At 55.4% G+C, this 24,612-nt stretch carries 24 protein-coding genes and 1 pseudogene; 12 read left to right on the top strand and 13 right to left on the bottom strand.

The window, feature by feature from the left end; translation table 11 throughout:
- A partial coding sequence (locus HDF16_RS25215; RefSeq protein ID WP_184222863.1) for an FG-GAP repeat domain-containing protein occupies positions 1–247 on the top strand: 247 nt, incomplete at its 5' end.
- Positions 248–556: 309 nt separating this feature from the next.
- Here the strand turns inward: HDF16_RS25215 and HDF16_RS25210 are convergent.
- Positions 557–1,408 carry a hypothetical protein gene (locus HDF16_RS25210; protein ID WP_184222861.1) on the bottom strand — a complete coding sequence of 284 codons (852 nt, stop codon included), beginning with the start codon at positions 1,406–1,408 and terminating at the stop codon, positions 557–559.
- A gap of 182 nt (positions 1,409–1,590) precedes the next feature.
- On the bottom strand, positions 1,591–1,962 hold the full coding sequence (locus HDF16_RS25205) for a cupin domain-containing protein (protein ID WP_348641428.1): 372 nt from the start codon (positions 1,960–1,962) through the stop codon (positions 1,591–1,593).
- A gap of 216 nt (positions 1,963–2,178) precedes the next feature.
- On the opposite strand from HDF16_RS25205, the gene HDF16_RS25200 reads away from it, so the two are divergent.
- A complete protein-coding gene (locus tag HDF16_RS25200; RefSeq protein ID WP_184222857.1) occupies positions 2,179–3,678 on the top strand; it encodes a PLP-dependent aminotransferase family protein in 1,500 nt (499 codons plus the stop codon).
- 802 nt (positions 3,679–4,480) lie between these two features.
- On the opposite strand, the gene HDF16_RS25190 is transcribed toward HDF16_RS25200, so the two are convergent.
- The 3 genes from HDF16_RS25190 to HDF16_RS32150 all read right to left on the bottom strand — a co-directional run bounded on the left by HDF16_RS25190 (position 4,481) and on the right by HDF16_RS32150 (position 6,042).
- Positions 4,481–4,777 (bottom strand): hypothetical protein, encoded by a 297-nt coding sequence (locus tag HDF16_RS25190; protein WP_184222853.1) that lies wholly within the window; start codon positions 4,775–4,777, stop codon positions 4,481–4,483.
- 629 nt (positions 4,778–5,406) lie between these two features.
- Entirely contained in the window at positions 5,407–5,679 is a 273-nt protein-coding gene (locus tag HDF16_RS31680; RefSeq protein ID WP_348641426.1) for a VOC family protein, read from the bottom strand.
- A gap of 144 nt (positions 5,680–5,823) precedes the next feature.
- Positions 5,824–6,042, bottom strand: a complete 219-nt coding sequence (locus tag HDF16_RS32150; protein ID WP_432432283.1) for a relaxase domain-containing protein — start codon at positions 6,040–6,042, stop codon at positions 5,824–5,826.
- Positions 6,043–6,189: 147 nt separating this feature from the next.
- Here HDF16_RS32150 and HDF16_RS25180 point away from each other — a divergent pair, with 147 nt between their 5' ends.
- Complete coding sequence (locus HDF16_RS25180) at positions 6,190–6,636, top strand: hypothetical protein (RefSeq protein ID WP_221313161.1); 447 nt, start codon at positions 6,190–6,192, stop codon at positions 6,634–6,636.
- Between the two features lie 1,263 nt (positions 6,637–7,899).
- Positions 7,900–8,157: a hypothetical protein gene (locus HDF16_RS25170; protein WP_184222848.1), complete on the top strand. Its 258-nt coding sequence runs from the start codon at positions 7,900–7,902 to the stop codon at positions 8,155–8,157.
- 58 nt (positions 8,158–8,215) lie between these two features.
- Here HDF16_RS25170 and HDF16_RS30350 read toward each other — a convergent pair whose 3' ends face one another.
- On the bottom strand, positions 8,216–8,464 hold the full coding sequence (locus HDF16_RS30350; RefSeq protein ID WP_221313160.1) for a hypothetical protein: 249 nt from the start codon (positions 8,462–8,464) through the stop codon (positions 8,216–8,218).
- Positions 8,465–8,780: 316 nt separating this feature from the next.
- The gene (locus HDF16_RS25155) at positions 8,781–9,515 is read right to left on the bottom strand and encodes a Crp/Fnr family transcriptional regulator (protein WP_184222842.1); all 735 of its coding nucleotides are present in this window, start codon (positions 9,513–9,515) and stop codon (positions 8,781–8,783) included.
- 559 nt (positions 9,516–10,074) lie between these two features.
- Here HDF16_RS25155 and HDF16_RS25150 point away from each other — a divergent pair.
- Together HDF16_RS25150 and HDF16_RS25145 are read left to right on the top strand one after the other, a co-directional pair.
- Positions 10,075–10,662 carry a ferritin-like domain-containing protein gene (locus HDF16_RS25150; RefSeq protein ID WP_184222840.1) on the top strand — a complete coding sequence of 196 codons (588 nt, stop codon included), beginning with the start codon at positions 10,075–10,077 and terminating at the stop codon, positions 10,660–10,662.
- 25 nt (positions 10,663–10,687) lie between these two features.
- Positions 10,688–11,095: a low affinity iron permease family protein gene (locus HDF16_RS25145; protein ID WP_246410022.1), complete on the top strand. Its 408-nt coding sequence runs from the start codon at positions 10,688–10,690 to the stop codon at positions 11,093–11,095.
- Between the two features lie 2,585 nt (positions 11,096–13,680).
- On the opposite strand, the gene HDF16_RS25140 is transcribed toward HDF16_RS25145, so the two are convergent.
- The gene (locus HDF16_RS25140) at positions 13,681–13,911 is read right to left on the bottom strand and encodes a hypothetical protein (RefSeq protein WP_184222838.1); all 231 of its coding nucleotides are present in this window, start codon (positions 13,909–13,911) and stop codon (positions 13,681–13,683) included.
- On the opposite strand from HDF16_RS25140, the pseudogene HDF16_RS25135 reads away from it, so the two are divergent.
- Positions 13,831–14,652: pseudogene (locus HDF16_RS25135) on the top strand (IS91 family transposase); the annotation flags it as partial. The gene HDF16_RS25140 and the pseudogene HDF16_RS25135 overlap by 81 nt on opposite strands.
- A 446-nt stretch (positions 14,653–15,098) precedes the next feature.
- Here HDF16_RS25135 and HDF16_RS25130 read toward each other — a convergent pair.
- On the bottom strand, positions 15,099–16,208 hold the full coding sequence (locus HDF16_RS25130; protein WP_184222834.1) for a hypothetical protein: 1,110 nt from the start codon (positions 16,206–16,208) through the stop codon (positions 15,099–15,101).
- A 225-nt stretch (positions 16,209–16,433) separates the two neighbouring features.
- Between HDF16_RS25130 and HDF16_RS25125 the strand changes: the two genes are divergently transcribed.
- The 5 genes from HDF16_RS25125 to HDF16_RS25105 all read left to right on the top strand — a co-directional run bounded on the left by HDF16_RS25125 (position 16,434) and on the right by HDF16_RS25105 (position 20,804).
- On the top strand, positions 16,434–17,519 hold the full coding sequence (locus tag HDF16_RS25125) for an IS110 family transposase (protein WP_184222832.1): 1,086 nt from the start codon (positions 16,434–16,436) through the stop codon (positions 17,517–17,519).
- 396 nt (positions 17,520–17,915) lie between these two features.
- Complete coding sequence (locus HDF16_RS25120) at positions 17,916–18,518, top strand: type IV toxin-antitoxin system AbiEi family antitoxin domain-containing protein (RefSeq protein WP_184222830.1); 603 nt, start codon at positions 17,916–17,918, stop codon at positions 18,516–18,518.
- Positions 18,519–18,527: 9 nt separating this feature from the next.
- Positions 18,528–18,833, top strand: coding sequence for a hypothetical protein (locus HDF16_RS25115; RefSeq protein WP_184222828.1), 306 nt, complete (start codon positions 18,528–18,530; stop codon positions 18,831–18,833).
- Positions 18,752–19,336, top strand: a complete 585-nt coding sequence (locus tag HDF16_RS25110) for a nucleotidyl transferase AbiEii/AbiGii toxin family protein (protein WP_348641425.1) — start codon at positions 18,752–18,754, stop codon at positions 19,334–19,336. Before HDF16_RS25115 ends, HDF16_RS25110 begins: the two co-directional genes overlap by 82 nt.
- A 739-nt stretch (positions 19,337–20,075) precedes the next feature.
- Entirely contained in the window at positions 20,076–20,804 is a 729-nt protein-coding gene (locus HDF16_RS25105) for an AraC family transcriptional regulator (protein ID WP_184222824.1), read from the top strand.
- 73 nt (positions 20,805–20,877) lie between these two features.
- On the opposite strand, the gene HDF16_RS25100 is transcribed toward HDF16_RS25105, so the two are convergent.
- The 4 genes from HDF16_RS25100 to HDF16_RS25085 form a co-directional block, all read right to left on the bottom strand.
- Entirely contained in the window at positions 20,878–21,225 is a 348-nt protein-coding gene (locus tag HDF16_RS25100; protein ID WP_184222822.1) for an EthD family reductase, read from the bottom strand.
- A gap of 103 nt (positions 21,226–21,328) precedes the next feature.
- Positions 21,329–21,787, bottom strand: a complete 459-nt coding sequence (locus HDF16_RS25095; protein WP_184222820.1) for a cupin domain-containing protein — start codon at positions 21,785–21,787, stop codon at positions 21,329–21,331.
- A 99-nt stretch (positions 21,788–21,886) separates the two neighbouring features.
- On the bottom strand, positions 21,887–23,443 hold the full coding sequence (locus tag HDF16_RS25090) for a tannase/feruloyl esterase family alpha/beta hydrolase (protein WP_184222817.1): 1,557 nt from the start codon (positions 23,441–23,443) through the stop codon (positions 21,887–21,889).
- Positions 23,444–23,540: 97 nt separating this feature from the next.
- Entirely contained in the window at positions 23,541–24,476 is a 936-nt protein-coding gene (locus HDF16_RS25085; RefSeq protein WP_221313159.1) for a cysteine hydrolase family protein, read from the bottom strand.
- Positions 24,477–24,612 lie beyond the last annotated feature (136 nt).

Genomic DNA, 24,612 nt, shown 5'->3' with positions numbered 1-24,612 from the left:
GGCCTGCGCCCACACCACTCAGATCAACCTCAACCATCCACACATCATCTCGGCTCAACCAAGCCCTGTACACCCGGCCCACACAGGACGCTTACACTTCAATGGCGATGGGAAGCCTGAGTTCGCCGCGATGGACTCCGCGGATAATACGGTGACCATATATCTCGGCAATGGCGATGGAACATTCGTCCCGACGGGCGCCATCGCGAAAGACAGGAGCGTAATGGATGGGACATTCGAAGGGTAATGGCCCTCATTCCCACAACTCACCAAATTTCAGAGTCAAGCGGTGGCAATCCGGCCAGCGCTTGACAATCCAAGAACTTAGAGATTCTTGATGAGTCAGCTGTGGCTGGCGATGCTGATCGTCTCCACCGACCTTGAAACTCAACCCTGATTCGATTCCTAACGCTTGCCTCAAGTTCTCCGTGAAGGGGATTGCGGAAGTCCACGCGATGCTGTAGCTATCAATGCTGCTGACTCCATCAACCCCTCCTGTCGGGAGTGCTCATTCCGCTCTCAAGCCCCTTGGTTGACTTCCGGAAGAATCGGCGCATCACATATGGATTGAACCTCGAACGAGGCCCACCATAATGGCTATAGCAGCAATCGATCCAGAACCCACGAGTACGCCAAAGATCCGATTCGCTGCTGACGGCTTGGTGCCGTGGGCCATCAGCAAGAAGCGCACGGCACACGCCGCATGGACGCTCAACGCAACGACGCCAAGGAAGTAGTACGGTGTGAGCCGGGCACTCCATTTATCCGTGAGGAGATTGTAGGAAGTGAGCCAAGTCCAATTCGTGTCGCTGTGCTGGAGATACCTTGCACGTGCGACAGCACTGAAGTGCGACATGACAAAGACGGCAAGATACGCCCCCGAGATCCGTTGAAGTCGCTTCATCCAATCGTCGGCGAGCCCCCGGGCGATGCCTCTCCATGTCAATACAATCCCAGTAGCAAATTGGAATGCAAAAAAGGACACGAGAGCAATTTCTACCGCAGGATTGCGGTAAACACGACGAGCCTGACGCATGAAGGCAATATGCGCTTGGGCGCCCCACAGGCCTACGAAATGATTCGTAAGGTGAAGGGCCGCGAACAGCATGATTGGAACAGCACAAATTCCGTGGATCGTCGCAAGGCGGGAGGATTTGGAGGGTTGAGAGCGGATGGCCGGTCTGTCAGCTAGACATAGGGCTGTTAACAACAACCAGAACGCGATCCAGATTTCGTTGGCGTGAAACGGAAATAGCTTCTGCGAATCGAGCCACTGCCCCATGAGGGAATACAGTGCAGGCGCCCCAACAGCGAAATGAGCAATCGCACTCGTTTTCAAAAACCCGCTGCCGGCAAGGTGGAACGCAACGTAACCGCAGCAAATCGGAATTAGGATTACAGGTACCAAGAAGAACGGTGACACGCCTGAAATGCATGACACCAGCGCCGGATAGATGAGGCAGGCTAAGGGTGGTATTAGCCGGAAGAGACGCGGGTTAATCGGTCGAGTTCTAGCATTCATGTGTGCGTATGTCCTAATCGAATCTCAAACAGGTCGAGTTGCACTTCGGTCACCCACTCCCAAAGCATTTACTGCTTTGCTTGTTTCTCTGGGACTACAAGTGGAGTGCCTTGCTTCTTAACTGCAATGACCAGGAACTTAGCGGATTTAGTTTTGCTCGCATTCCTGCCGCCTACGTGAACATCGTTAAGTCCTTCAAAGTAAGTTTCACCAGGTCCGAGTGTCACTTCAGGGCCGCCGCGTACCTGCATTACGATCGAGCCCTCTAAAACGTAGACAAACACGTCAGCATTGTGCCGATGGATTGTGCCCTCATATCCGGGCCGGTACTCAACGGTGAGCATCGCCGCTTCTTTACCCGGGATATCCAGAAGGTTCTTGGTGAACAGTGGCGTACTCTTCATCCCTTGAGCATGAGCCATTCCAGTCATCAGAAACATAGCGAGTACTATCCGTCTCATTTTTGGCGATCCCTCTTGCGTTCTTCTTTCAGAAAAGCTGAATCACTCGTTTAGAGCGACTTGTGCGCTTCGGCAATGTCGTTTGATAAAAAAGATCTTCCCCGAGTAGGTCCCACCTAAGACTAACGGTGGATTGGCTGGTCGAAAAGGTCCATAATCGAGCTTTGGATTGGTCCACTTTTGATTGGGTGAGAGATGGGTAAAGAAGCGACGTTCCAAGACTTCTCAGCGGGTTCTCCTCCAGAGGGACAGGATCTGTGGCGGTGGCTGTACGTCGAGTTGAGGGCCGCCATCCTGGATGGGCGTCTGAAGCCGGGTGCGCGCATGCCTTCGACGCGCAGCCTTGCCAGCCAGTACTCGCTGTCACGCGGAACGGTCGTCACAGCTTTTGATCAACTGCAGTCCGAGGGGTACACGCACACAAAGGTAGGTTCAGGAACCTATGTGGCTTTAGGGGCGACCGGGCGCGCCGTGTCCGATAAGAGCACACCGGATCTATTAAGTGGGTCTCGTCAATCAAAGGCTCGCCTCTCGAAATGGGGGGAGAGATATCTTAGGAAGACCGATGTAATATCCGCACCACTTCACGTTGGTCGCGCGTTCCGTGACTACGAACCAGCCATCGATCTTTTTCCGACTGAGTTGTGGGCCCGCGTTGCATCCCGCGTGCTGCGTCGTGCTCCCCGTTCGCTTTATGGAAAGGGCAATGCCAGGGGCCATCAGCCACTGCGCCGCGCTATAGCGGAGTATGTAGGCGCCTCGCGTGGAGTCCGCTGCTCGCCCGAGCAGATCATTGTTACAGCCGGCAGTCAGCAGGCACTGGATCTCCTCGCGCGCTTCCTGATCGACCCCGAAGACAAAATCTGGATGGAAGATCCGGGATACCCCGGCGCCTCTCAGGCATTTGTATCGGCGGGTGGTCGAATTGTCCCCGTGCCAGTAGATCAAGAGGGGCTCATCGTCAAGGCTGGAAGAAAAATGGCTCCTCAAGCCAAACTCGCCTATGTCACCCCAGCGAATCAGTTTCCGATGGGCGTTACGATGTCCGCAGACCGCAGAGTCGAACTCCTTCGATGGGCTGCTGGCGCGAATGCCTGGATCATTGAGGACGAATACGATGCGGAATATCGTTATTTCGGTCGTCCCGTCGCTTCCTTGCAAGCGCTTGATCGGAGCAACTGTGTCATCTACGTCGGAACCTTCACCAAGATGCTTTTCTATGCGTTACGCCTGGGATTCATCGTGTTACCAGAACAGCTCGTTGACGCGTTCGCGGCAGCTCGCAGTTTTGTGGACCGGCATCCACCTACGCTTGATCAGGCCATTCTGGCAGAGTTCATCTCCGACGGCCACTTTGGCCACCACGTTCGTCGCATGCGTCAGCTCTACGCCGAACGCATGGATATTTTGAAGGCTGCCGCAGACAAACAACTTAATGGAACGCTGGACGTCGTTCAAGCTGGAGCAGGGATGCGTACCCTCGGATGGCTGAAGAGCATAGCTTCTGACAAAGAAGCCGCCGGAGCGGCAAGAGCGATGGGGCTAGAGGTCGTAGCGCTCTCCACGTTCACAAGAACATACACACAGCCCCCCGCGCTCATACTTGGCTTTGCGGGATGCAGTCGCGCGGAACTTCACCGGGGCGTGTCTCTGCTTAGAAAAGCTCTGCGAGGCGATCCCAATTTGGTTTCCTGAGTATCGCCTTTACCAGTTCTGAGGCGAACCCTTGAATGTCTTGATAGTCGCGATGAGATGACAACGGTTCACTCTCTTTCTCCAAGAGGGGGTATTTCGCGGGTTGCATTTCCTGATTGGATCTTTTCACCTCAACACTCGTCATCGTCGCCAGCACCATTGGTCGTCGTCGCAGATTGGTTGGCCCGGTGAGAGTGATTCTAAACGCATGCTCAGATGAGAAAATGAATGAAACGCGTGGTTTCGAAATTGGAGGGGTGGTCGCTAATGATTGCAAGTACAGAATTCCGAGACAAGTGGATTTTGGAAAAAATGCCAGCCTGCAAGGGAGGCATGGCGCTACTCGAAAAATTTCGCCCGAATATACACGGAAAATGGAATATCATGCTGGCGAGGAGGCTCGTCGACCTGCGGCCCGAGGTAATCGGCATAAACAACGACCGCTGGACGCGTTTGCGGAACGCTGAAATGACTGCGGCAAGTGCAACGAATGCTAGGCCACGCGGCGCTTACATGAATCGCAGTCAGCCATGTGCACCTTGAGTCGCTGCTCATTCTCAGTCTGTGCAGCGTCGAACGAGTAGGTGAGCTTTCCTTCTCTGCGGGCGCAAAGCTTTTGAGATTGAAGCCAGTCGTTGTCAACTTCCAAAATTCTTACAATGGGACAGGGCACAATTCCTCCAAGTGCAACGTGGAAGATCGTACCCTGCGACGCCGTAAAGAAGCACTGACATCGCTGTGGGAATCGTGTGCAGTAGTAATCGATTGAGGTTACCGACCGCATGCTCGGCCGACCTATTAGTTAGTTCGCCGACTGTTCGCCAGCCGCCTTCTTCGCGGCTTTTCTCTTAGCGGCATGACGCTTTTTCAGAGCTGCCGATATGCGGGCACGGCCTTCTTCGCTGAGAACGCGCTTCTTGGTCACTGGCGTGGTAACTGCAACGGATTTCGTAGCGTTCTTCGATCCCTTCGGGCGGCCACGGCGACCTGTAGGCGTTGCAGCTTGCGGTGCTGGTGCGGACAACCCGGCGAGAATCGACCTGGCCTTCTGTAATGACGCAATTTCTTCGTCGAGTGCGGCGATAATGTTTTCGGTCATTGGTTCTCCCTTACGTAAATCATACCAAGGAGTGATGCGTCAGTTGTCTGGCTTAAGCACCATCCATCGCAGTCTGATGCCATGATTAGTATCGGTGCGCGGACGGGAACCCTGAACGCCCCTCGAGCGGTCTTCATCAAGCATGATTCGGCACAGAACATGTGTGCGTGACGCACGCGACAACACGGCATTCATAAAGAGCGTTGAAACCGATATGCTCACAAACTGTTTCCCGTCTTCCTCCGTCATGCCGATTAGGGAGCACTCTCGCGTTTTCTCGCAGAAGTCAGTTTTGTCCTTAAGGTCGGGCGCATCAACGGCCCAAATGCGCTTCATTAGGCGGCGACAATATACAAGGTTGATACCGCCGTCAACGCCTAATGGTGAAGCACAAGGTCGCGGTCAAGGAAAAGACAAGAAAGAAGCGAAGCTCCAGCTACCGGCGCGGTCAAGAGTCGCAAGGCAGTGTAATCATACCGGGCGCCGTGAGGCGCCCCAAGCTTCTGCGATAAAGTTATGATCTCACTCGAGGGTGGCGCACATGTGTTCAGACCTTCTGAATCTTGAATGGTGAGCAGAATGAATAAAACCTGCCCAGCATTATGATCTTGTCGTGGATATTTCTGATGTTACGGTCCATACAACCTGTTCAGAGGCCGTGGGCTTTTCCAGCCGAAGCGCCTGGAATAATAATCAAAAGCCTCTGCAGGATTATCGGTGAGCAGTTCGTACCAACCCACATGGCCACTGCCATTTGTAATCCAGGTCCTGGAGTTTGCGGCAAGCTCGGTTCGGTAGACCGTGGTCGCAAACTGTTGCGGCTGGAAGAGGCCGCGCTCCTGAAGAGCGACTGTCTTGAGCTCACCCGTCTGACTGTTCTCGCGTTCGGTGACACTGAACATCACGGCATGGGTGTGAAGCTGGGGACGGGCATAACCGTCGACGGACGGGCGATGTCGTGTTCAAAGGTTGCGGCGGCGAACTTGCCCGTCAGCTCCGGTGCCTGAATGTTCGCGATCCGGGCCTGGGTGTACGTTCCAGTTCACTCAATGCAATCCGGATACTTTTGCGGTGCGGCTCGCGTACGCGGTCGTCTTCTCCAACAACGCCGTCAATGAAACAGACCTCGGGGCTGAGAAAGTTCCATTCCATCCTGCCCGGTGCTCGACCGGGGTCACTTCTCTTCCGAACTGGTGCTCGTAGGTCTTCGCTGGTTGATGGCGAACGAGCTGCTGTTCGGTCGTTGGATGCTGGCCTTCGGTCAGCCTGGCCGCCGGAGAGAGACTCCGAGATCGTCAGCACACGGATAGTTTATCGGCATCCTAGATGGTTGGGGCCGCTCCTGCGTATAACCGACGTGGAGGACGAGCGGACTTTCATTCAGAGCGCTACGCTAGCCATGAGGATTACGAATGACGGGACCGACGCTGAAAATCATAGGTGTATATCGACCGCATATCACTTCCGACACATGGAACCAGCAATTTCGGGTCATGAACGATAGGGACTGCACGCGAGAGTACTTCGACAAGCTTGTATTGATCGAAGCCATCGTGGACGGTACGGACGAACCTTTTGATATGAGCCGGTTCGGACAGATGCAGACCCAGGTTCCGGATGATCCCAAACCGATGCAGGTGGGATATGACGAAGGCCTTCTCTCAGAAGACGGAGACACCCTGACAGACCGGAAGAGGAATTGCGTTCAGGGAACCGGGCCGCTCAGATTCGCTGTCTACCTGCACCAGTTTGATCCCCAGCGACCTCTGAGATGGAAGCGTGGTGAAGTGATATGCCCACCTATCCGGGAGATCCCCCTTCGACTCCTGCTCCTGATGCCATACAACGTTTGCTGCTAACAGCTCACGAACGAAGTAGATTGTCGGACATGTCTTCTGGTTTGACCCTTCCGATCGTGGGATCCACTGTTCAATGAATCACCTCTGCGAAGTCTGATGTTCAATGCGATCCAAATCGCGCTTGCTGCAGACGTTTCTCTGTTTCAGGCTGGCCACCTTCTTTTCCTTCTCATCCAGGCGTCAATCCGAGCAGCTGGCGCGGAGTAAGCTGCGCAAACGGCTGCTGACGCTGGCTCTTGCGCTCGCCGGTCTGGGTGCGTTCTCCAAAATAATTATCGCCATCTACCGGAATATAACCTAGTCCTGCTTCAAGCTGCTGGCTGATTTCTTGACGGTGAGGCTAAGGCCGAAATCTCGTACTGTCTGGTCCGGACACGGAGGTCCACTTGGACGCTGCTCACGAGCATCGCGGTTCGCATCGGACGTTCTAGGTGCACCGGCAATGGCACAGCGGAAGTATTTCAGCCTGCAGCCGGGAGGTCTTTAGCATTTCACGCCCATCTCCTTTGACGACAAGGATTGGACGATCCGACTAGAAGGCTGACTGCCGACAAAAGCGCCAATCGTGTGGACAATGATGAATAGAGAGCTTCTTCAGCGAGCAGAAGAGGACCTAGCGGAACATTTAATGTCTCTAGCGGTTTGCGCTCGGCATTGATTTCGATCACTACAAACGCGGCAAAGGCCTACGGCCAATAAGGCAAACACGAGCAAACAAATAGCGGCTATGCCCATGAAGACCATCTTCGACCTCCATGCCCATTGTGCATGCATTCTCCGGGTCGCAATAATGAGTTGCGTGGTTTTTGTGTTCGGTTGTACCTATAAATTTGAGGATGTTCGTCTGGAGGACGACATTCATCCTGCCAATTTTTGGCAACACGTGGTCGCGACAACAGAAGGGTGGCGCGATCCGATGGCGCGACCGGCTCCGAGCGAGTCCTTGAGCCGGACCTCTGGAAAATCTGGGACCAAGCGCGCTTACGCTCAGATCCAAGCTCACCAAACACCCATAGGTCGAATAGTGATCGTTAGATGCGCCGACGCGCACAGTACAACTCACGAATTGAACCGCTAGCTCCTGGTCTCGCAACATCAGGGCATTCCAAAGTTCGCGCGTGTCCCTAACAATTGCATTGCACCGGCACCGGATCGGCCGCCGGCGAGCTCTATGCAGCCGACATTTCTGGCAGAGAAGTTGTAGGAAAAATTACCTTTTCGAGTATCGGAACGACGGCGAGGGTGCGTCATAATCGACTGACCATGAACACTGCAAAAGAACTGGAACGCCATAGCCGAAATCTGCTGGCCGCCCTTGCTCGGCAAGTCAGCGCCTCGACGCTCGACCAGCTCGTGGAAAATGTCACGCATGCGCTTGCGGCCAGCCTTGCCCAGGGCGACAGGATTACTGTCGCGGGCGGCGATCAGAGGCTCACGACCAGGCTGCAGGTATTGAACGCCCTCAATCAGGGGTACGCGATCGAGGCCACCCCCGCTCCCCTCGTTCTGGAGCAGTATTAGCCTTGCCGCCATGACAAACGCCGAGAAAATTGCCACGATAGAAACGCTGCTACGCGACCTAGCCAACCTTTCCGCCCATCTTAGAAATGCGCCGCGCAGTCGTTGGGCCGTCGCCTCGACTTCCCCATCCGAGGTTACCGAGGCCGAGGCTGCCGCCTTGCACCGGGTGGCGCGGATCGTCGGCGTCAGCCTGAAGACATACGCCGGCGTGCAGCCGAAGCCTGACCCACCGCTCCCCCTCAATCTTCGGAGCGAGGCTGCGCCCCGCCGATAGCGGCATAGCCTTTTGAGGTGTCGCGGCCCCCATCAGCGATGTTCTCAGATTTCGAGCCTGAACTGCTCGCTGTGTTTCCTTCCGGCGGCCATTATGAGCATTCGTAAAGATCGCGCTATGCGCTCGTGTTCTCCGACGAATTTAGCGAGGTCTTCAGGCGCAACTCCGAGGATCAGGACTGTGCCGGTCTCCTTGCCACGATCTCGACCTCAACCCGATAGGCCAGATCGACTAGGGCCTTTGCAACGCCCATGATCAGGCTCCCCACGGATAGGGAAAGATCGTCATTTCCGCCTCGATCTTCTTCTGTGTGCATAGAGCGCCCCTTTTCTCTCTGGAGTCCATATCTTCAGCGGTACAAGATGGGCGCATCCTCAAGCATTCCGTCGTCATACACCGTCAGGTTGGGCAGGTGGTTCTTCACGACGAGATAGCACTCACAGGCGGCATCCCGCAGCCCCTGGAGGTCAAGCAGCTGTATCGTGCCGCGCGTGTACTGGATCAGCCTGCGTTGCTGAAACTGCCCGGCGATGACGGTCAGCGTTGTCCGGTTCACCCCGAGCATATCGGCCATGTTTTCCTGCGAGAGAGGCAGGACGCGGCCGCCATTCCGGTCGGCGCACAGCAGAAGCCATCGCGCCAGGCGTTGTTCTATGGAGTGACGGGCATTGCAGCCAGCCGTCTGCGCCGACTGAATGAACTGTGCCTGCAGGTAGCGAAGCGTCAGGTCCTGGAAGAGGCCGCCGCGTTTGAATTCGCAAGTGGCCCGTGCTGTCAGGGTGGTGAAGCCATGCCCGCCAACCTGCATGTAGACACGGTTCAGGCTGCGTTTTGTGCCCATCAGCACCGATGTACCGAGTACAGCCTCGGCTCCTGCGAGCGCGATCTCGACCTGAGACCCATCTTCAAATGTCGCCGTCATCGAGGCGATGCCTTCTTCGATGAAAAACAGATGATCGATGGAAGTGCCGGGAAATTCGATCTCGTGATTTACCGGCAATTCAAGCGGTCGAAGATCGAGGCGGCGGATGATCTCTCCGTCGAACCTGCGCAGCAACCCGTTTTCAAATCCGCCGCCGTTCATGACTGTCTCGCCTTCTGAACGACCCAGGAGGTCGTCCGGCAGACACCAAAGACGGCTTTGAGTGGTAGCTTTCCGCGCAGTTGGCTTAGGCCCAATGCAATTCTACGCCCTTATGTCGGATAAGCTACATAGATTATCGACTGGCTGCGGCTGCCTGTGCAATGAGATCGCGGGAGGAATCAGGGTTTCGACCTGATAGACCAGAATAGCGGCCTTTCCGGCCAGATCAGCGAGGACCTGCCGTCAATCCGTGGACACGGTGTGACAGACGATCAGGAACCCATAGGCTTAATCGATTTGCCAGCTTCGCCTGCACCTCTCGTAAAGCCAGGGTCGCATGGACAGATAGACCGACCGTTTGAAGGAGGCGAGGCGGCGCGTGTCAAGAAGCATCTTGACTTGGCCATACCGGATATGAGGTCAGCACTCGAGAAAATGGCGAAGGCCGACTTCGATGAAACTTAAAATCTCTCGAAAAATATTAGTCTGTACAACAGGCCGATTGGCTGCCCCATCTCAGAGCATGGTTCATACTCCGCTTCCATTATCGAGGGAAATCATGGCTCTGAAGGACGTTCTAATCGACGAATTGCGCGACCTCTATTCAGCAGAAAATCAACTGGTGAAGTCCCTGCCGAAGCTAGCCAAGGGATCGAGAAACCCGGAGCTGAAGGCTCTCTTCACAGCGCATCTCGAAGAGACAAAGTGCCAGGTCCTGCGGCTCAAGCAGGTCTTTGAGATCCTCGGCAAGAAGCCGACCGGCGAGCATTGCAACGGCATGGAAGGCGTCATCGAAGAGGGCGCGGACGCGCTCGAAAAGGGCGAGGAAGGCGCATCTTTCGACTCCGGCATCATCGGCGCGGCCCTGCGCACGGAGCATTACGAAATCGCCGGCTACACCGCCGCGATCGCCATGACCAAGGTGCTCGGCCTGGATGACGTGACCGGGCTTCTCACCGAAACCCTGGATGAAGAGACCGGGGCGGCCGCCAAGATCCTTGCGGCGGGTCAGCCAATCCTCGAAGCGGCGGCCGGCGAACCCGAAGAAGAAGAAAGCCCGAAGACCGGCAAGGAAAAGTATTCAGAGAAGAAGAGCAAGGAAGACGAGAAGAAGGCCGCGTCGGCACTGCGCCAGCGCGCGTCTTAACCGTTCGATCGATTGGTGACGACCTATGAGCAAGCGGCCCGTCGACGTCCAGAACCCACGACGAATGACTGGTTCGGTAGATTTGCAGCGTCCGCCTCCGGCTGGCTCGGCTCCAAATGGGCCTTTGCGGGTGACGGGCTGCATCATCGCCGTCTGGGCGCTGACCGGGCCGCTATCCCACTACTCAGATACGTGGCAGCTCGTCATCAATACCGGCACGACCATCGTCACCTTCCTCATGCTGTTCTTGATCCAGAACACGCAGAACCGGAATGCACGCGCGATCGACAAGGCGCGCGAACAGATGGTCGATATCGAGACCCTCAGCGACCTCGAGCTGGACGAGCTGCGGCGAAGTAGAAAAACTGCGGCAGGCCGGCATCGAACGCTAAGCGCGCAAGCCTGCCCACGCCGCCGCAGTGAAGACCGATAGCTTTCACGCGGCGTATGCCGCGAGAATAGCGCAATCTGATATCGTCCACCGCAAAGGGGAACAGCATGAGCACAGGAAAGCATTTTCTTCATCGAGCAAAATGCCGAAGGCAAATTCCCGACGACGGAGAAGGGCGCCCACCGGGCAAGCGGCGTGCATGGCGCCCAGAAGGAAGCGATCGACCACGCAAAGAAGCTGAATCTGGAGGATTATCCGGATGCCGAGCGGGCCGCCATATGTCAGGCGGCGGACCCGACAGGTGGCGCTCCGCCGATTAGCTGTTCATATTGCTGCTTCCTTGTTGCCGGCTGCTTAACCTTTTTTCTTCCGCAAAAGAGTCGAGGCCGTCATTTTTTGAAAACTTGCTTGCATTTCGGAACGACGCTCCAGATAAGGTCTTCTCGTGAAGATCTGGTAGGAGGTATCAATGGCGAATCTACTTACGACTGGCATGGTGAAATTAGACGGGGCACAGAACTTTCACCCGTTCTAGTTTCAGAAGCACCAACTTACACCCTCGAAGGACGTGATGCCTCTCAAGCTACTATTGCGGACCTAACGACGTTCGACCTGCTCTGAGAGGTTCGTTCGTCCGCAAGAATGAGGATCTAAAGGTGGATCCCTTAGTGCTAGATAGCGATCCAAAGACGCCGATCACTATAGATGCCTGCCCTATCTAGTTCACGCTGAATCAGAATTCCTGAAAATAGCCTGACCGATCCTAGCGGCCCACAATCGGCGATCGAAGGGGAAGTTGCAGAATCGAGGTCTCATCGAATATACCCGCAGTAAGGTCCGCGTCGCGAACCCGAAGGATCTTGAAACACTTGCTTGCAAGTGCTAGGGAATCGCCGGGCAAGATGTCGACTAATCCATGGAACTCGCCCGATAGGATCTCTTTGCGAAGAGCTCCACATCGAGTCAGTTTGTCCCTCAAACGTGCAATTTCCACGCCAGTGAATCACAGGAGAGAATGTCTCTGTAACACCTCCTATAGCATCCAAGATGACGGTGGACAAGTCGCCGTATGTAAAAGCGAGCCGGTTCCCTTTGGGGGACCGCCTCGGCGGTACTTTCCGCCAAAATTTCAAACAGCTCCAACGCTCAGACAATGGAGGCAGTTTTAGGCTGACCTATGACGATCCGACTAAGCAGCACAGCATCAAGAAAGTGGCCAGCGACTCCGAGTAAAACTAAGGGGCATCCCATGGACAGCGAGATGTCTTTTGACGAGCGGACCTGCTCCTGCGGCCATGTCTGGCTCATGCTCTACTGTGTCCCAACGGAGCGATCTGAGAACCTTATTTGTCGTTGCGGCACTATCTTTGCAAAGAGTGTCAATGGCTCGATCAAGGCAATCCTCCTCAGTCCTAAAGAGAAATTTGCAGCGCTGCGGATCATTTGCTACATCGTCGGATTCGCGCTATTGCAAGCCGCAAATCTGCTGAGGATCAAGTTGCCTTCAAACTCTTGGTTGAGTCCCCACCGGATCATGGCTTACCGCCATCTCAACGCCCCCGTACGGTCATATGTTCCATTCGATTAGAGACGTTCGGCTTTCAGATTCGCTCAATGTTCTGTTCGTCTGTTCGATCGCGGCAGTCTCCCCAGGCAGCAACTCTGAAGCACATACAAGAGCTTTGCGGGGTTGAACCGCTCGACTGGTATTCAGGAGGGCCGCAATGGCCCTGGATGCCGACCGCAATGATCGGTAGACTCGGCTTTATTTGCTTCAGTTTGGAGACTAAATCAGTCCACTGAATGCCTTCCAGGTGTTGATCGACAAAAGCGCCAGTGATCGCCGGGTATGCCGCTAGAGTTTCCACTGCATCTGCCGAACTGTAGGCCGAAATGACATTGAACTTGGCCGTCTCTATGACACGCTTGCGGCTCGATATACCGTTGAGAATTCGCGATTCACCACCAGAAAGCAGGGTCTCAACGTGGCTTCCATTTTCAGTGAATTTATCTTTCCGCGTGGGCCCACCTGGTCAGTGGACACCCTGGAACTCTTGGAGCCTTTGAGGTTCAAGGTAATTTGGTAAAGGAAGGACGAGGAGAAGACGGCTCATCCACCAAAGGGGTCCGAACAAGCCGACCGCCCTGGAGGGTGGTCAGGCCTGAACTATTGGGGTCTTCACAAAACTCCGCGCACCTACTACTCAAACTACGAACAGAATTGCTTAGAGGCGCTAGCTGATAAGCTTCACCTGCTTGAGGCACAAACGGTATCGGCAGAAGCCTGGGTGATCTTTGACAATACTGCGCTGGGTCATGCGACAGCGAACGCGCTTTGGCTCGAGAATGCGTTGAAGTATAGAAATAGCGTTGAAGCGCTAACTACATCTGGAACGATTCTTGTCAGATGGCCGGCAGAGTTAGAGTCTGCGAGGAGACCTCCACTTATAGAATTCGCCGCCACAACTAAAAGGAACACATCCCAATTGCCAAGGCTCAGCGGGGCAAGAGGACCGTTGGACGCCGCCGAGTTCAGGGTGAAAAGGTTTGGGCTTAGGCGAATTGTGAGAATCGTTAGTGGGGGAGTCCCATAGCTACGGAAGAAGCTGCTTCTAGCTCGGAGCAGATTAGCCTGCGAGAGTTGATGTGGCGGCCTCAAGAACGATGTCGATAACGGGCTTCGGCATGGTCAGAGCTGGAAGGTGATCTGCGTTGGTCGTCTTGATGATCGCTTTCATACGCTCCGCCATAAACCTTCGCGTCGTTTCGAGAATCATGCGAGTGCCGCCACGCTGCTCGAGGTCGCACGCGATCCTCGGCATCTGGGCGCGGAGATCGGCTTCTTCAGCGTGCTCCACACTTGGAACCAGCGGCTGCAGCATCATCCGCACGTTCACTGCGTCATCGCCGCCGGCGGCCTTGCACCGGATCATGCCAGCTGGATCTCTTCGCGCCGTACGTTCTTCCTTCCGGTCGAGGTGCTCGGCCGTGTCTTCCGGGGCAAGTTCCTCGCCGGGCTTAAGGCTGCGTTCCGCGAAGGCAAGCTGGAGTTCCACGGACACCTCGCATCGCTCTCTGAACCATGCCGCTTCACCGCCTGGCTCAGAGTCCTGTTCCGTCACGACTGGGTAGTCTACTCCAAGCAGCCCTTCGGCGGACCCGAGCACGCGCTGCGCTATCTCGGTGCGTATACCCATCGCGTAGGCATCTCCAACAGCAGGCTGGTCTCCTTCGCTGACGGCAAGGTCAGCTTCCGCTGGCGAGACTCCGCGCATGGCACCCGGAAGTGCGTCATGAGCCTGCCCGCAGACGAGTTCCTGCGCCGCTTCCTGCTGCATCTCGTGCCACGCGGCTTCGTCCGCATCCGCAACTTCGCCTTCCTCGCCAACCGGCAACCAGCGAAGCTGCTGCCGCTCTGCTTCAGACTGCTCGGTAGTTCAGCTGATCACGCCAGAGCTGAAAACATCACAGACGAAGCCAAGCTAACCGCCATGCTTCTCAAGTGCTCGCTCTGCAGCGGAACCATGCGCATCGTCGGGCGGCTCTCTTCAGTTCAATTGCTTCCTCGCTCGCCACCGCAGCAGGAGGGAGCCGCCGCATGCTCACTCAACTCCAGCCTCGAACCCAACCCATGCGACAGCATGCCCGCCCCGTCCGCGCCTCAAGTTGCGCTCGCCTGCAGCGAAAGCGCAAGCACGTTCCTCGACTGAACATCCGAAGCAGATCCAGCACACTTCCGCTCGGCTCTCAGCCTGCTCAACGGCTACGCAAGCCTCGATGCCAGCCCACCAGACCAGCTAAACTCCATCCAACTCCCATTGAGCAGCGGCCCCGGAGAAAGCGGCTTCCTTCAAGTCGCTGTATCCGAACCGCCCCACCATAGACGTGTGGCACAATCAACGTTCAACAAGGGGCGGTTCAGATACAGCACTAAGACTTATCATTACCGATCCGGGTGCCTGCGGGTGTTGGATATCTGACTGTGTCATTTGGAAGCTATTGATGTCCATAGAGCGTTTCATCGTTCCAGGAACGCAGCCGCTGCTCAATTTAGAAGGATGTACCCGGGCGTTTTTGGATAGGTAATACATTTGCCCGAGGGTAGCTTGAATTGAGAGCCAATCTTGCCTTGCTCGGCAGTGTAGCCGGGGGGTAGAACGGCCGGCACGCCATCATCCACGACGGAGATGCCGTGATCGGAGGCATTCCTGACCCCGAAGTGACCGATACCTTCCTCCGTCCCGGGCGCTGAGAGACATTCGCCGGGAACAATGGGAGGCAGGGTGGTGGGCTGGGCGAGTTCTCCGGCCTGAGCGGTGACGCCGGGCCGGATCGCTTCGAGATTGTGGAAGACCTCTGCGTTCGACATTGCATGGCCTTCAGGAAAGGCCGCTTGCATTCTCTTTACGAGTTCATCGAGGTGCTGACCTTTCACGATGATGACCGCCAGCCTTACCGTCTCTACCTGGAGCCAGTCGTAGTTATCGAATCCAACCCCGTCGTAGATGAGATCCATGTCCTCGAATGAGGTGTAGCGCTGCTTTGTGCCGGTGCGGGAGTTGAGTGTGTTTGAGAGAAGTTCGGGCCGGAACTCAAGGGCGTACGCGGTCGCCATCATGGTGGCAAAGAACTCCTGCATGAAGAGGTCGGGTCCTTGGAGATTTAAAGCACGTTGATAAAGATGCCCGGTCTCATGCAAGGCTATGAAGTCCAGCTTCTTTCCAAGATCGGCGTGGGTATTTTGCCCTGGAAAGCTGGCGAAGGACTCGGGCATGAAAATGACGTTGCCTTCCTCGGGAAACGCTTCGGCCATGGGGTAGTCCGCTAGACGCCCAATCCGATCCCAGTCACCCTTGTTGAGCACGGCGAGTGTGACAGGAAGGGATATATGGAGCTGCTGACTGTACCAGGTTGCGCAGGCCGCAATCTTTGCCTGATCGCGAAGCGCCAGGGCCTTGAGGCCGTTCGAATAGTAAGCGTTGACCTTTCCTTCCTGATGGGCGAGATGCAGAGCAACCAAGCGGGAAAGCGCATCGGGTGGCGCCGGGCTCACTTGAGGTCTGCCTGAGGCGCACCACGAAGAGGTGCAAAGGAGCACGATCATCAACGCTGCGATGCGCCACGAATCAAGGATGATTCTAACCATCTTTACCATGCGTTATTATCTCTTTTCGTCGACACAAGGTAGACGATCGAACGCCTCTTTGAGTTTTTAGAGCTAAGTCGGAAGTAGAAGGCACCACAGTCACCTGAGCAATGCGCGGCTACGCGGAGTAAACTCATCCCAACCGTCCGCTTGGGCGAGCCTCTCGTACAAGAGGGCCCTTACTCCCGATAAATGGGATGAGCAGGTCCTCCGAAGGAGGAGCAGACTGTTCCCATGAAGAATCCAGCGCAACACCTCATCGCTGAAGTTCCACGCAGGCAAGCCAAGGTCGAGTTAACGATCGGCATCGACATTGGCGATGTCTGGAGTCATTACTGCACCCTCAACCAGGACGGAGAAGTGGTCGACCGTGGCCGCTTCAGAACTACCCCGAAGGCGATCGAGAAGTGGTTCACTGTCGTGGCTCCAGCGCGGGTTGCAATGGAGGCTGGGACACACTCGATCTGGATCAGCGCACAGTTGCAGGAACTTGGTCACGAAGTCATCGTGGCGAACGTACGCGAGTTGCGGGCGATCTCCCACAGTGACCGGAAGAGCGATCAGGTCGATGCTGAGAAGCTGGCAAGATATGCCCGGCTTGATCCGAACATCCTTCGTCCGATCGCCCATCGCACGGTCGAGCAACAGCAGGCTCTGACTCTGATCCGTGCGCGAGCGCTGCTGGTGCGACTGCGTACCGCTGCGGTGAACGCCGTTCGTGGCCTGACGAAGTCGTGCGGCCACCGTATGCCTGCCTCCGCCACAACGTGCTTCGCCCAGCGCAGCCTGGCCGTTATACCGCCTGGACTGGCACAGGCGCTCGGTCCGGTACTTCAGCAGATCGCGGAGATGACAGTAAAGATCAAGCTGTACGACCGGCAGATACAGCAGCTCGGCCAGACCGAGTATCCGGAGACGCAGGCGCTGCTGAAGGTTCACGGCGTCGGCCACCTCACCGCCTTAACCTTCGTGCTAACGCTCGGAAGCAAGGAGCGGTTCGGACGAAGTCGCGATGTTGGTTGTTATCTGGGCCTACGGCCGCGTCGAAGTCAGTCCGGAGATCATGATCCTCAGCTTGGCATCACTCATGCCGGCAACGCCTATCTCCGAAGTCTACTGATCGAGTGCTCGAACCACATCCTTCGACCGCACGGACGAGACTCGGCGCTGCGACAGTGGGGTCTGCACTTAGCCGCCCGAGGTGGCAAGCAGGCCAAGAGTAAGGCAGTCGTTGCGGTAGCACGCAAGCTGGCCGTGCTGCTTCATCACCTCTGGAACACGCAAGAGCCGTACATCCCGTTCTATGAACAAGCTGCCTGAGAGATCGATAGGTTCACCCGTTGCAACGACACCGTGTTCCGATGACTGCGTGAGCGTTTTGGTCTTCGAAGGCCGACCGATAAATGGCAGCATCGACTCTCCTCTCGAACCCCAACCGGCACCGAGCTTGCACCAGGACAGCTCATACAGAGTGCGAATAGAAACCCGGTGGAGAGCAACGAATCCGAGAACAACAACAAAAGCAAAAGCCCAATAAAGGAAAAAACAAAGAACAAACCCTTGACACCAGTGACCTGCTCATAGAAAACGCTCATGTGAACAGCGACCGGGTCTCAAGTGCCAGCTAAAGTACAACGGTCACCTCTTGGAATTGTCAATATCATTCAATAGTAGAACTATATTGACATCCCGGGTGTGATGGGCAAAAAACAGGGAATGCCGCGCACCCGCATGGACGAACTGTTTGCACTCGCCGAAGAGCATGCCGGCCTACTCACATCGAAAGAGGCGCGCGCCGCCGGCATACAGGATTCCGTCTTGGTCCGTCTTGCCCAGCGTGGCCGGTTGGAACGCATGACCAGGGGGGTCTATCGGATTGCTCATTACCCGTCAGACCGTCTGGCTCAATACCGCGAAGCCGTGCTGTGGGCGAAGGCCAGCCAAGGGCCAGAAGACATCGCCCTTTCGCATGAGACAGCATTGCTACTGTATGGCATCTCCGATTCGAATCCATCGCGCGTAAACCTTACAGTTCCCACCTCGGCAAGAATGCGTCGGCAGTGCCCGGAGTGGGTAGCGATCCACAGAGCCGTTCTTTCTCCGCAAGACATCGGAGAGCATGAAGGTCTACCCGTTACGACCGTGACCCGCAGCATCATGGATGTTCTCGTGGCGACGCACCGAACCGATGTTGCACGGCAGTCCGTTAGCGACGCTCTCCGCGAGGGACTGCTCAATAACGCCGAGGCAACTAGGCTTCGGAGATTCATTACCCGGATTTCATCTGTCTCCTCACCTTTAACGAACGGAACCAGGTGAAGGTGCATCGTGGCGCAACCAGTTGAACGCCTCGAAAAGACACTAGCCCGAGTCGCCAAGGAGCAGGGCGTCGCGCAGGAGCGTCTTCGCCGTCGCGTTTTCTTCTCGCCGCTTTGCGGCGTTCTTGAACGAGCGGTGAGCGAAGGTATCCTCGACAGCTACGACCTGAAGGGCGGTGCTCTTGAACTCAGATTCGCCGAGGGAGCACGAGCGACAAAGTACATCGGATTGGTGTGCCGGTCGAACGGTCAAAGAGACTGCGGGCATTTCAGGATGCCGTTGCGTTGGGCTTCGATGAGTTCACCTTTCTCCTGAAAAGGAAGCGCTTGAACATGGACAAGGTGGACGCGGTTCGACTGGTCGCCATCCGATACCGAACCCGCGCGTGGCAAACGATCGACTTTGATTTGGGACCATCTGGACGGGGCGCGGTGGAATTTGTCGTGCCAACAATTCGAGGACTTGCCGCGATGGGGTTACGCGTCCCATCTCCGATCCGCTGCCTCAATCTGAGCGAACAAGTCGCTCAAAAACTTCACGCCTGCACGGGGCCATACTCTGCGCGCCGCGCCCGCTACGTTCTCGACATTCTGTTGATCGACATGCTCGGCAAGTTGGACGCGAAGAAAGTAAGAGCGGCGGCGGAACAGGTGTTCGAGGAACGCGCTACCCATGTTTTTCCGCCGACCGTTCAGATCGCAGCGGAGTGGAAGCCGGAGCTTGAAGTGCTGGCGAAAGAGCTTGGCTACTCGACGGCTTCGGCCGCTGAGATTGAGTCGCGGTTCGAGGTCTTCTTAGACTTGCTAGCGAAAACGTAGGAGAGATTCCGGTTCACGTCCGCTTCGTCCGATCGCAGAGGTAAGTCCGACGAAGTGCAGTAAACCAGGATACACATCCTTTAATTACGCTTGGGGAAGAACTTGGGGAAAATTGTGGAAAAGCCAATATCCCCTTTGGTTTCAGAGCTAGTGGTTCCCTGGCGAGCAACTTACACTAATAAGTTGTTTACAATGACTAACTTAAGAAGAAGGGTTCGGGATTCAAATCGGGTTTAATGTATGTTGCTTTCTTCTCGGTGATCGCGATGCCTCAACACATATGATCTGCCGCTCGACGTGGCCGTCCTCATAGACAGCGACACGAAGCAGGCGAGAACGAATGAGTTCCCATCGCGAGATGCGATGGAGGCATCTGCAACACTTGCCTCGCCGCATCCCGAACGCACTGGTACCGGCGACACGACTTTCCGAGGTTAAAGAGTGGTTTTTGATTGCTCGTTGAGCGCGTTGGCGATTGGTTGTCATTATCAAAGCCGATAACCCCGGGATGCGCGTTCATCAGGGCCGCCAATCGTCTTGTTCGACAATGATGCGTGCGGCATCTAGGTTGGATAATACGAACAGACTTGCTAGAGTGATTACCTAGAAACGGTGATGGGGAGGTACCCCTGTGCGAACCATTCAGGCTGCTCCACCCCGGTCGGAGCTTCGCGAGTTTGTCCGCTGCTTCGCTCAACGTGAAGCCGTAGGCGGAGACGCAATTTTCGACCAGGCTCCTATGGCTTCACTTGAATCCATCCTTTCTTTTAACTTCCGGGATCTTGAAACACTTAAGTATGCGGATGGCAGCAGCCGGACCGTTGCACCATTTCATATCCTGGGCACGCAAACATTACCCGGCGTTGGGTGCGCAAGTTTTAGCGGTAGCATCCTTGCTTTCGGCATCTTCCTGCGGCCACTCGCCCTGTGGCAACTCTTCCACATTCCATCGAGGGTCCATGCGAATATCGATGTTGCAGGAGAAGAGCTCGTTGGAAAGACGACGGACCATCTGTGGCAAAAACTGGCTGAAAGCAAGTCCTTCTCGCAGCGTATTGAGATCGCGGAACGCTTTCTCCTGCCTCTGGCGAAAGCAGCCTGCGTTCGCACAGACATCATGAGGAGTGCAAACCAACTCTATCGCAGCAAGGGTGCAACGCGCATCGAAGAACTCGCCCATCTCAGCGGCTTAAGCATTCGACAATACCAGCGCCGCTTCACGGACGATCTGGGAATGACACCAAAAATTTTTGCAAGGATTACTCGGTTCCAGCGGGCGCTTGATGCGAAACGCCTCGGTTCAGGTCGTTCTTGGCTGAGCATTGCACATGAATTGGGCTACTTTGATCAAATGCATATGATCCGAGATTTCCAAAGCCTCGCGGGTAGCGCACCGACAACAACCATTGAGCAGAGTGGAGACCTGCAGCCTTGGTCTGCCATCGCTCCGCTTGGTGTTGAGAGATAAAGCTGGAAGGTGATGCACGCTTCGGTGGAAGTGTGCGCCGTGACCTCCGGGGAAAATAGATCTAATCGCCAAGTCAGCTACGTGCTTGCGTGTGTTCGTACTTTACGTTTTCTATCCGCAGTTCACTTACTTGAACGATAGCTCTAGCATCAGTGTAGTTTTCCATGTCACCCTGCAGTTCCGATGCGTGCGGCGCAAACGCCGTGAGGAATGCCTCAAGGCTCTCGCAGGTAAACGCGCAGATTGCGGCGAAAGGAGGTAGTCCGCCCGTCAAATCTTTAGCCATTCCGATCTCCACCGACACACCCTTAAGGGCGGCACCCAACAGCTCGATAGAACGTGGCATGTGTTTCTCGAGATAATAATCAACGTCAAAGCGGCTCTCCAAAGAGTTCGGATATAGGATAGTAACCTTTACCATGTTTTCACCATGACTTTCTACGAGATACTCGCTTCAGCCAACATCAATGGCTGGAACTCGTCGGCGCCCGCGAATTGAGGCGCGGGTACCCCTGCCTGCTAACCTAAGGTTTTGTAGCAGCCGGTTGCGTGGATCTGAGCGCATCCTGATAGGGAATTTCTTTGCCAGTCGCATCCACATAATGGATGTCGAACGGCGAATCTGAAAAGTCATAAATCTCTACCGCCGTCGTAGCCGTGAACTGATGAACCTGCTTAGCGGAAAGCACAATGAAATCTCCTTGCTTGAGCATGACGGGGGCCATGCCTTTCATCTCAGCTTTGGCCGATCCGGAGATCATAACGACGCGCTCGTTCGGCGTGTGCCAATGCCACGGAATGACACAGCCGGGTCGAAACTTAATTTTGATTACTGAGGGCCCTGTGCCCGGATTGCCATCCTTGACGTCGCCAGCGCCGCATGATGGAAGCGCGGGGTTACCGGACGATTGAGCGCGAACGAAAGGGTGATCACCAACCGCGATAAGGAATACCAATATCGGCACGGCCCACAGCTTATACATACTCATCTCCGACCCCCGGACCCGTAGAACCACACATTACTAAATGAAAAGCTTCAAGCCAAAGCGCCCGGAGGTTCGTCCTAATCTCTTTTGGCCGCCTTATTTTGTGCAGGTGAAGCTTGACGCTTCATCGGTATTGCCCACCCCTTTATAACGGGCTTTCTTTGGATAGCGACACAAAGGCCGCGTCCTATCGGGACTGTGAACAGAAGGATCACCGGGAAAGTGCGCTGCCACAATGAGCTCTGGGGCCTTCCCCCGTTCCACCCAATCCTCCAGAGCGCTGACTTTATCAAATTCGTACGGACCCTCGCCCCCAGAACAATGACCCATTCCGGGTTCCATGAATAGACGAACAGACTGTTGAGAGTTGGCCCCGCTGACTGCGGTTACCGAGTTGTAATAATTGACCGTATTTTCTGGCGCTATCATCTGGTCGCTCCAACCGTGGTAAAGGAGAAGCCTTCCGCCATGGGCAAAGAACTCCTTTAGGTTTGGATCGGTCGCTGCGATGGTCCCACTGTCTAGCGAATCGGCCTTGGCGATATCACCGTCGAAGTTCAAGTCACGGAAATCCCAAGCCGCATATTTGAAGACCAAGAACCTGAAGTAGGAAGCCACGATCGGAGGCTCCGGCAACATGCCCCCGAACACTCCCCACCCCAACTCACTTCCGCGTGACAGTCCGGGAAAGACCTGCTCTCCGGTGCGAGGGTTTTTGGGCCCGGCATAGATTTTTGCAGCCGCCTGAATCTGTGACGCAGTAAGGCAGGCCTTTGAGCCTGATTCGTTGCAAAGCAGCATGTTGGGGTTGAAATGGCAACTTTCAGGATCATCGATGACCCCATCTTTTACACCGTCACGAGCGTCGCAGGCTTCTAATACGGCTTGGTGCAGTAAACGCAGATTGTCCTCAGAGAGAATACGCCTATTATCTTCGAGGTTCGACTGGGCAATCCAGACGCCACTTGAGCTCACATGGGCCATAGCGTTCGCAGGAGCGCCCGAAATGATGCCGTCATAATCCGTTGGAAAACGCTGCGCTTCTTTCAAGCCTTGTCTGCCACCAGAAGAACACCCGTCCCAGTAAGAAAACTTCGGTGCGCCTCCGTAGTAAGCCGCAATGATAGCCTTTGCTTTCAGTGTCATCTCATGGACGGCCCGGTATCCGAAATCGATTACTTTCTCAGGATGGCCCAAGGCGAAGTCTGCATCCTCGCCGTTGCCTTCGTGTCCTGTATCCGTGGAGGCGGTTGCGTAACCTCGTCGAAGAGCCGCGCCCATAAACGGAGACCAGATTTGACCTGACCAGCCGCCGTTACCAACTCCCATAAACTTGCCATTCCAGCCAGTAACCGGCATCCATACTTCAATCAGGATCTTCGAGTCGGGGACCGGGGTGATCTCCGCCACAACACGGCAGAACGACGGCAGCCCATCTGACGTTGGAGGTAAAGGGCCTTTCACTCGCCAGGCATCCGGCTTATACGTGCTTGCCGTCTCAAATTTCGCAAGCGTGATCGTGGTTTCCGATAGCCGTAGGCGGCTCAGACTTTCACATGTGACCCCGTGGGCCATGGGCGCCATCAGAAAGGCCCAACAGAACACTTTGAACACTCGAAGAAACATCCGTTTTGCGGCAATGATGACTTTCATCTGGACACCTTTGTCTCTACGGAGTATCGGACTTGTAGAAGATCGCACATAGTAAAAAAGCGACATCGTGGGTGAAGTGGCCGCTGATCTTCAGCCGTCAACCGAGGGATTGTTGCCGTTGCGGGGGTTGAGCGTTCCCCATCCGCAGGCGGTGTCCCCCATCTCGATGCAGATTTACATGTTGATTCATCGATTCGATAACTTGCGCCGAGCTTGACACCCACCCAAAATTCCGGCCAGCAATTACGTAGAGTGAGGCTTCGTGATTAGTCCTTGCGAGGTCATTGCCCAGTGGCTCACCCACGCAATCTTCTAACACGATCGACGAGTAGTCCAGGAACATGGCATCCCTGACTGTGGACTCGACACAAACACTTGTCGTGCACCCGGTGACGAGAAGCTTCCGCACGCCGAGTTGCTTCAACCTGGCATCGAGATCGGTTTCAAAAAAACCACTGTAACGATGCTTATAGATCTGGATGTCATTCGCTTTCGGCTCAAGCTCTGCCACAACCTCCGTATTCCAGGTGTCGCGGACTAGTATTCGACCAGCCCTGCCGTCTGGTGCCGTCATCGTTTTGCCAACTCCTGCGTATTGATGAGCGATCCAATTGGGCGAGCCCTCGGGTCCGACATCCAACAGATCTGGTTTGAAAGCCATCTTCAAGTAGATGATTGTCATCCCAAGTCTTCGCGCCGCCGCGATCAATTGACACGTCGGGGCTACTGCACGTTGAATCATGGAAATGTCGGCTCCGAGACGGTCCAGCATCCCTGACTTGCTGACGAAGTCGTTCTGCATATCGATGACGATCACGGCAGTCTTGGATAAGTCGACCTCAATAGGTGCCGGCTTTGCGGGAATCTTTATACGGCGGCCCACTTGTTCAGTTGCCTGAGTGTCCACTATTTCTGCCAGCAAAGTCTTGGCTGCGCCTTGCGAGAAGGCCGTCGCAAAAGCTCCGGCTAAACGCAGTGCCTTTCGCCTACTCATTCCTTGACTCCTATTTAGGTCCTGCTGATCGTTAATCATGTTGCCTCCAGAATCTGGTCGATGCTGACCAGTCGTGACCCCACTTTCCGTTACAACATGGGGCCCGTATAGTACAAATGCGACATTCCTGTAAACGTCGACCCGTGCTGGGAGCACGCATAAGACGTCTCCCATA

This window comes from Granulicella aggregans, assembly GCF_014203275.1.
In the GTDB taxonomy this organism is placed as follows: Bacteria; Acidobacteriota; Terriglobia; order Terriglobales; family Acidobacteriaceae; genus Edaphobacter.
This window is presented reverse-complemented; position numbering and strand designations above follow the sequence as displayed.

Bases quoted from the DNA above. Each gene is read 5' to 3' on its own strand.
- HDF16_RS25205 (WP_348641428.1), bottom strand. From the start codon at position 1,962: ATGTTTCTGATGACTGGAATGGCTCATGCTCAAGGGATGAAGAGTACG.
- HDF16_RS25200 (WP_184222857.1), top strand. From the start codon at position 2,179: ATGGGTAAAGAAGCGACGTTCCAAGACTTCTCAGCGGGTTCTCCTCCA.
- HDF16_RS25190 (WP_184222853.1), bottom strand. From the start codon at position 4,777: ATGACCGAAAACATTATCGCCGCACTCGACGAAGAAATTGCGTCATTA.
- HDF16_RS31680 (WP_348641426.1), bottom strand. From the start codon at position 5,679: ATGTTCAGTGTCACCGAACGCGAGAACAGTCAGACGGGTGAGCTCAAG.
- HDF16_RS25180 (WP_221313161.1), top strand. From the start codon at position 6,190: ATGACGGGACCGACGCTGAAAATCATAGGTGTATATCGACCGCATATC.
- HDF16_RS25170 (WP_184222848.1), top strand. From the start codon at position 7,900: ATGAACACTGCAAAAGAACTGGAACGCCATAGCCGAAATCTGCTGGCC.
- HDF16_RS30350 (WP_221313160.1), bottom strand. From the start codon at position 8,464: ATGGGGGCCGCGACACCTCAAAAGGCTATGCCGCTATCGGCGGGGCGC.
- HDF16_RS25155 (WP_184222842.1), bottom strand. From the start codon at position 9,515: ATGAACGGCGGCGGATTTGAAAACGGGTTGCTGCGCAGGTTCGACGGA.
- HDF16_RS25150 (WP_184222840.1), top strand. From the start codon at position 10,075: ATGGCTCTGAAGGACGTTCTAATCGACGAATTGCGCGACCTCTATTCA.
- HDF16_RS25145 (WP_246410022.1), top strand. From the start codon at position 10,688: ATGAGCAAGCGGCCCGTCGACGTCCAGAACCCACGACGAATGACTGGT.
- HDF16_RS25130 (WP_184222834.1), bottom strand. From the start codon at position 16,208: ATGGTAAAGATGGTTAGAATCATCCTTGATTCGTGGCGCATCGCAGCG.
- HDF16_RS25125 (WP_184222832.1), top strand. From the start codon at position 16,434: ATGAAGAATCCAGCGCAACACCTCATCGCTGAAGTTCCACGCAGGCAA.
- HDF16_RS25120 (WP_184222830.1), top strand. From the start codon at position 17,916: ATGCCGCGCACCCGCATGGACGAACTGTTTGCACTCGCCGAAGAGCAT.
- HDF16_RS25105 (WP_184222824.1), top strand. From the start codon at position 20,076: ATGGCTTCACTTGAATCCATCCTTTCTTTTAACTTCCGGGATCTTGAA.
- HDF16_RS25100 (WP_184222822.1), bottom strand. From the start codon at position 21,225: ATGGTAAAGGTTACTATCCTATATCCGAACTCTTTGGAGAGCCGCTTT.
- HDF16_RS25095 (WP_184222820.1), bottom strand. From the start codon at position 21,787: ATGTATAAGCTGTGGGCCGTGCCGATATTGGTATTCCTTATCGCGGTT.
- HDF16_RS25090 (WP_184222817.1), bottom strand. From the start codon at position 23,443: ATGAAAGTCATCATTGCCGCAAAACGGATGTTTCTTCGAGTGTTCAAA.
- HDF16_RS25085 (WP_221313159.1), bottom strand. From the start codon at position 24,476: ATGATTAACGATCAGCAGGACCTAAATAGGAGTCAAGGAATGAGTAGG.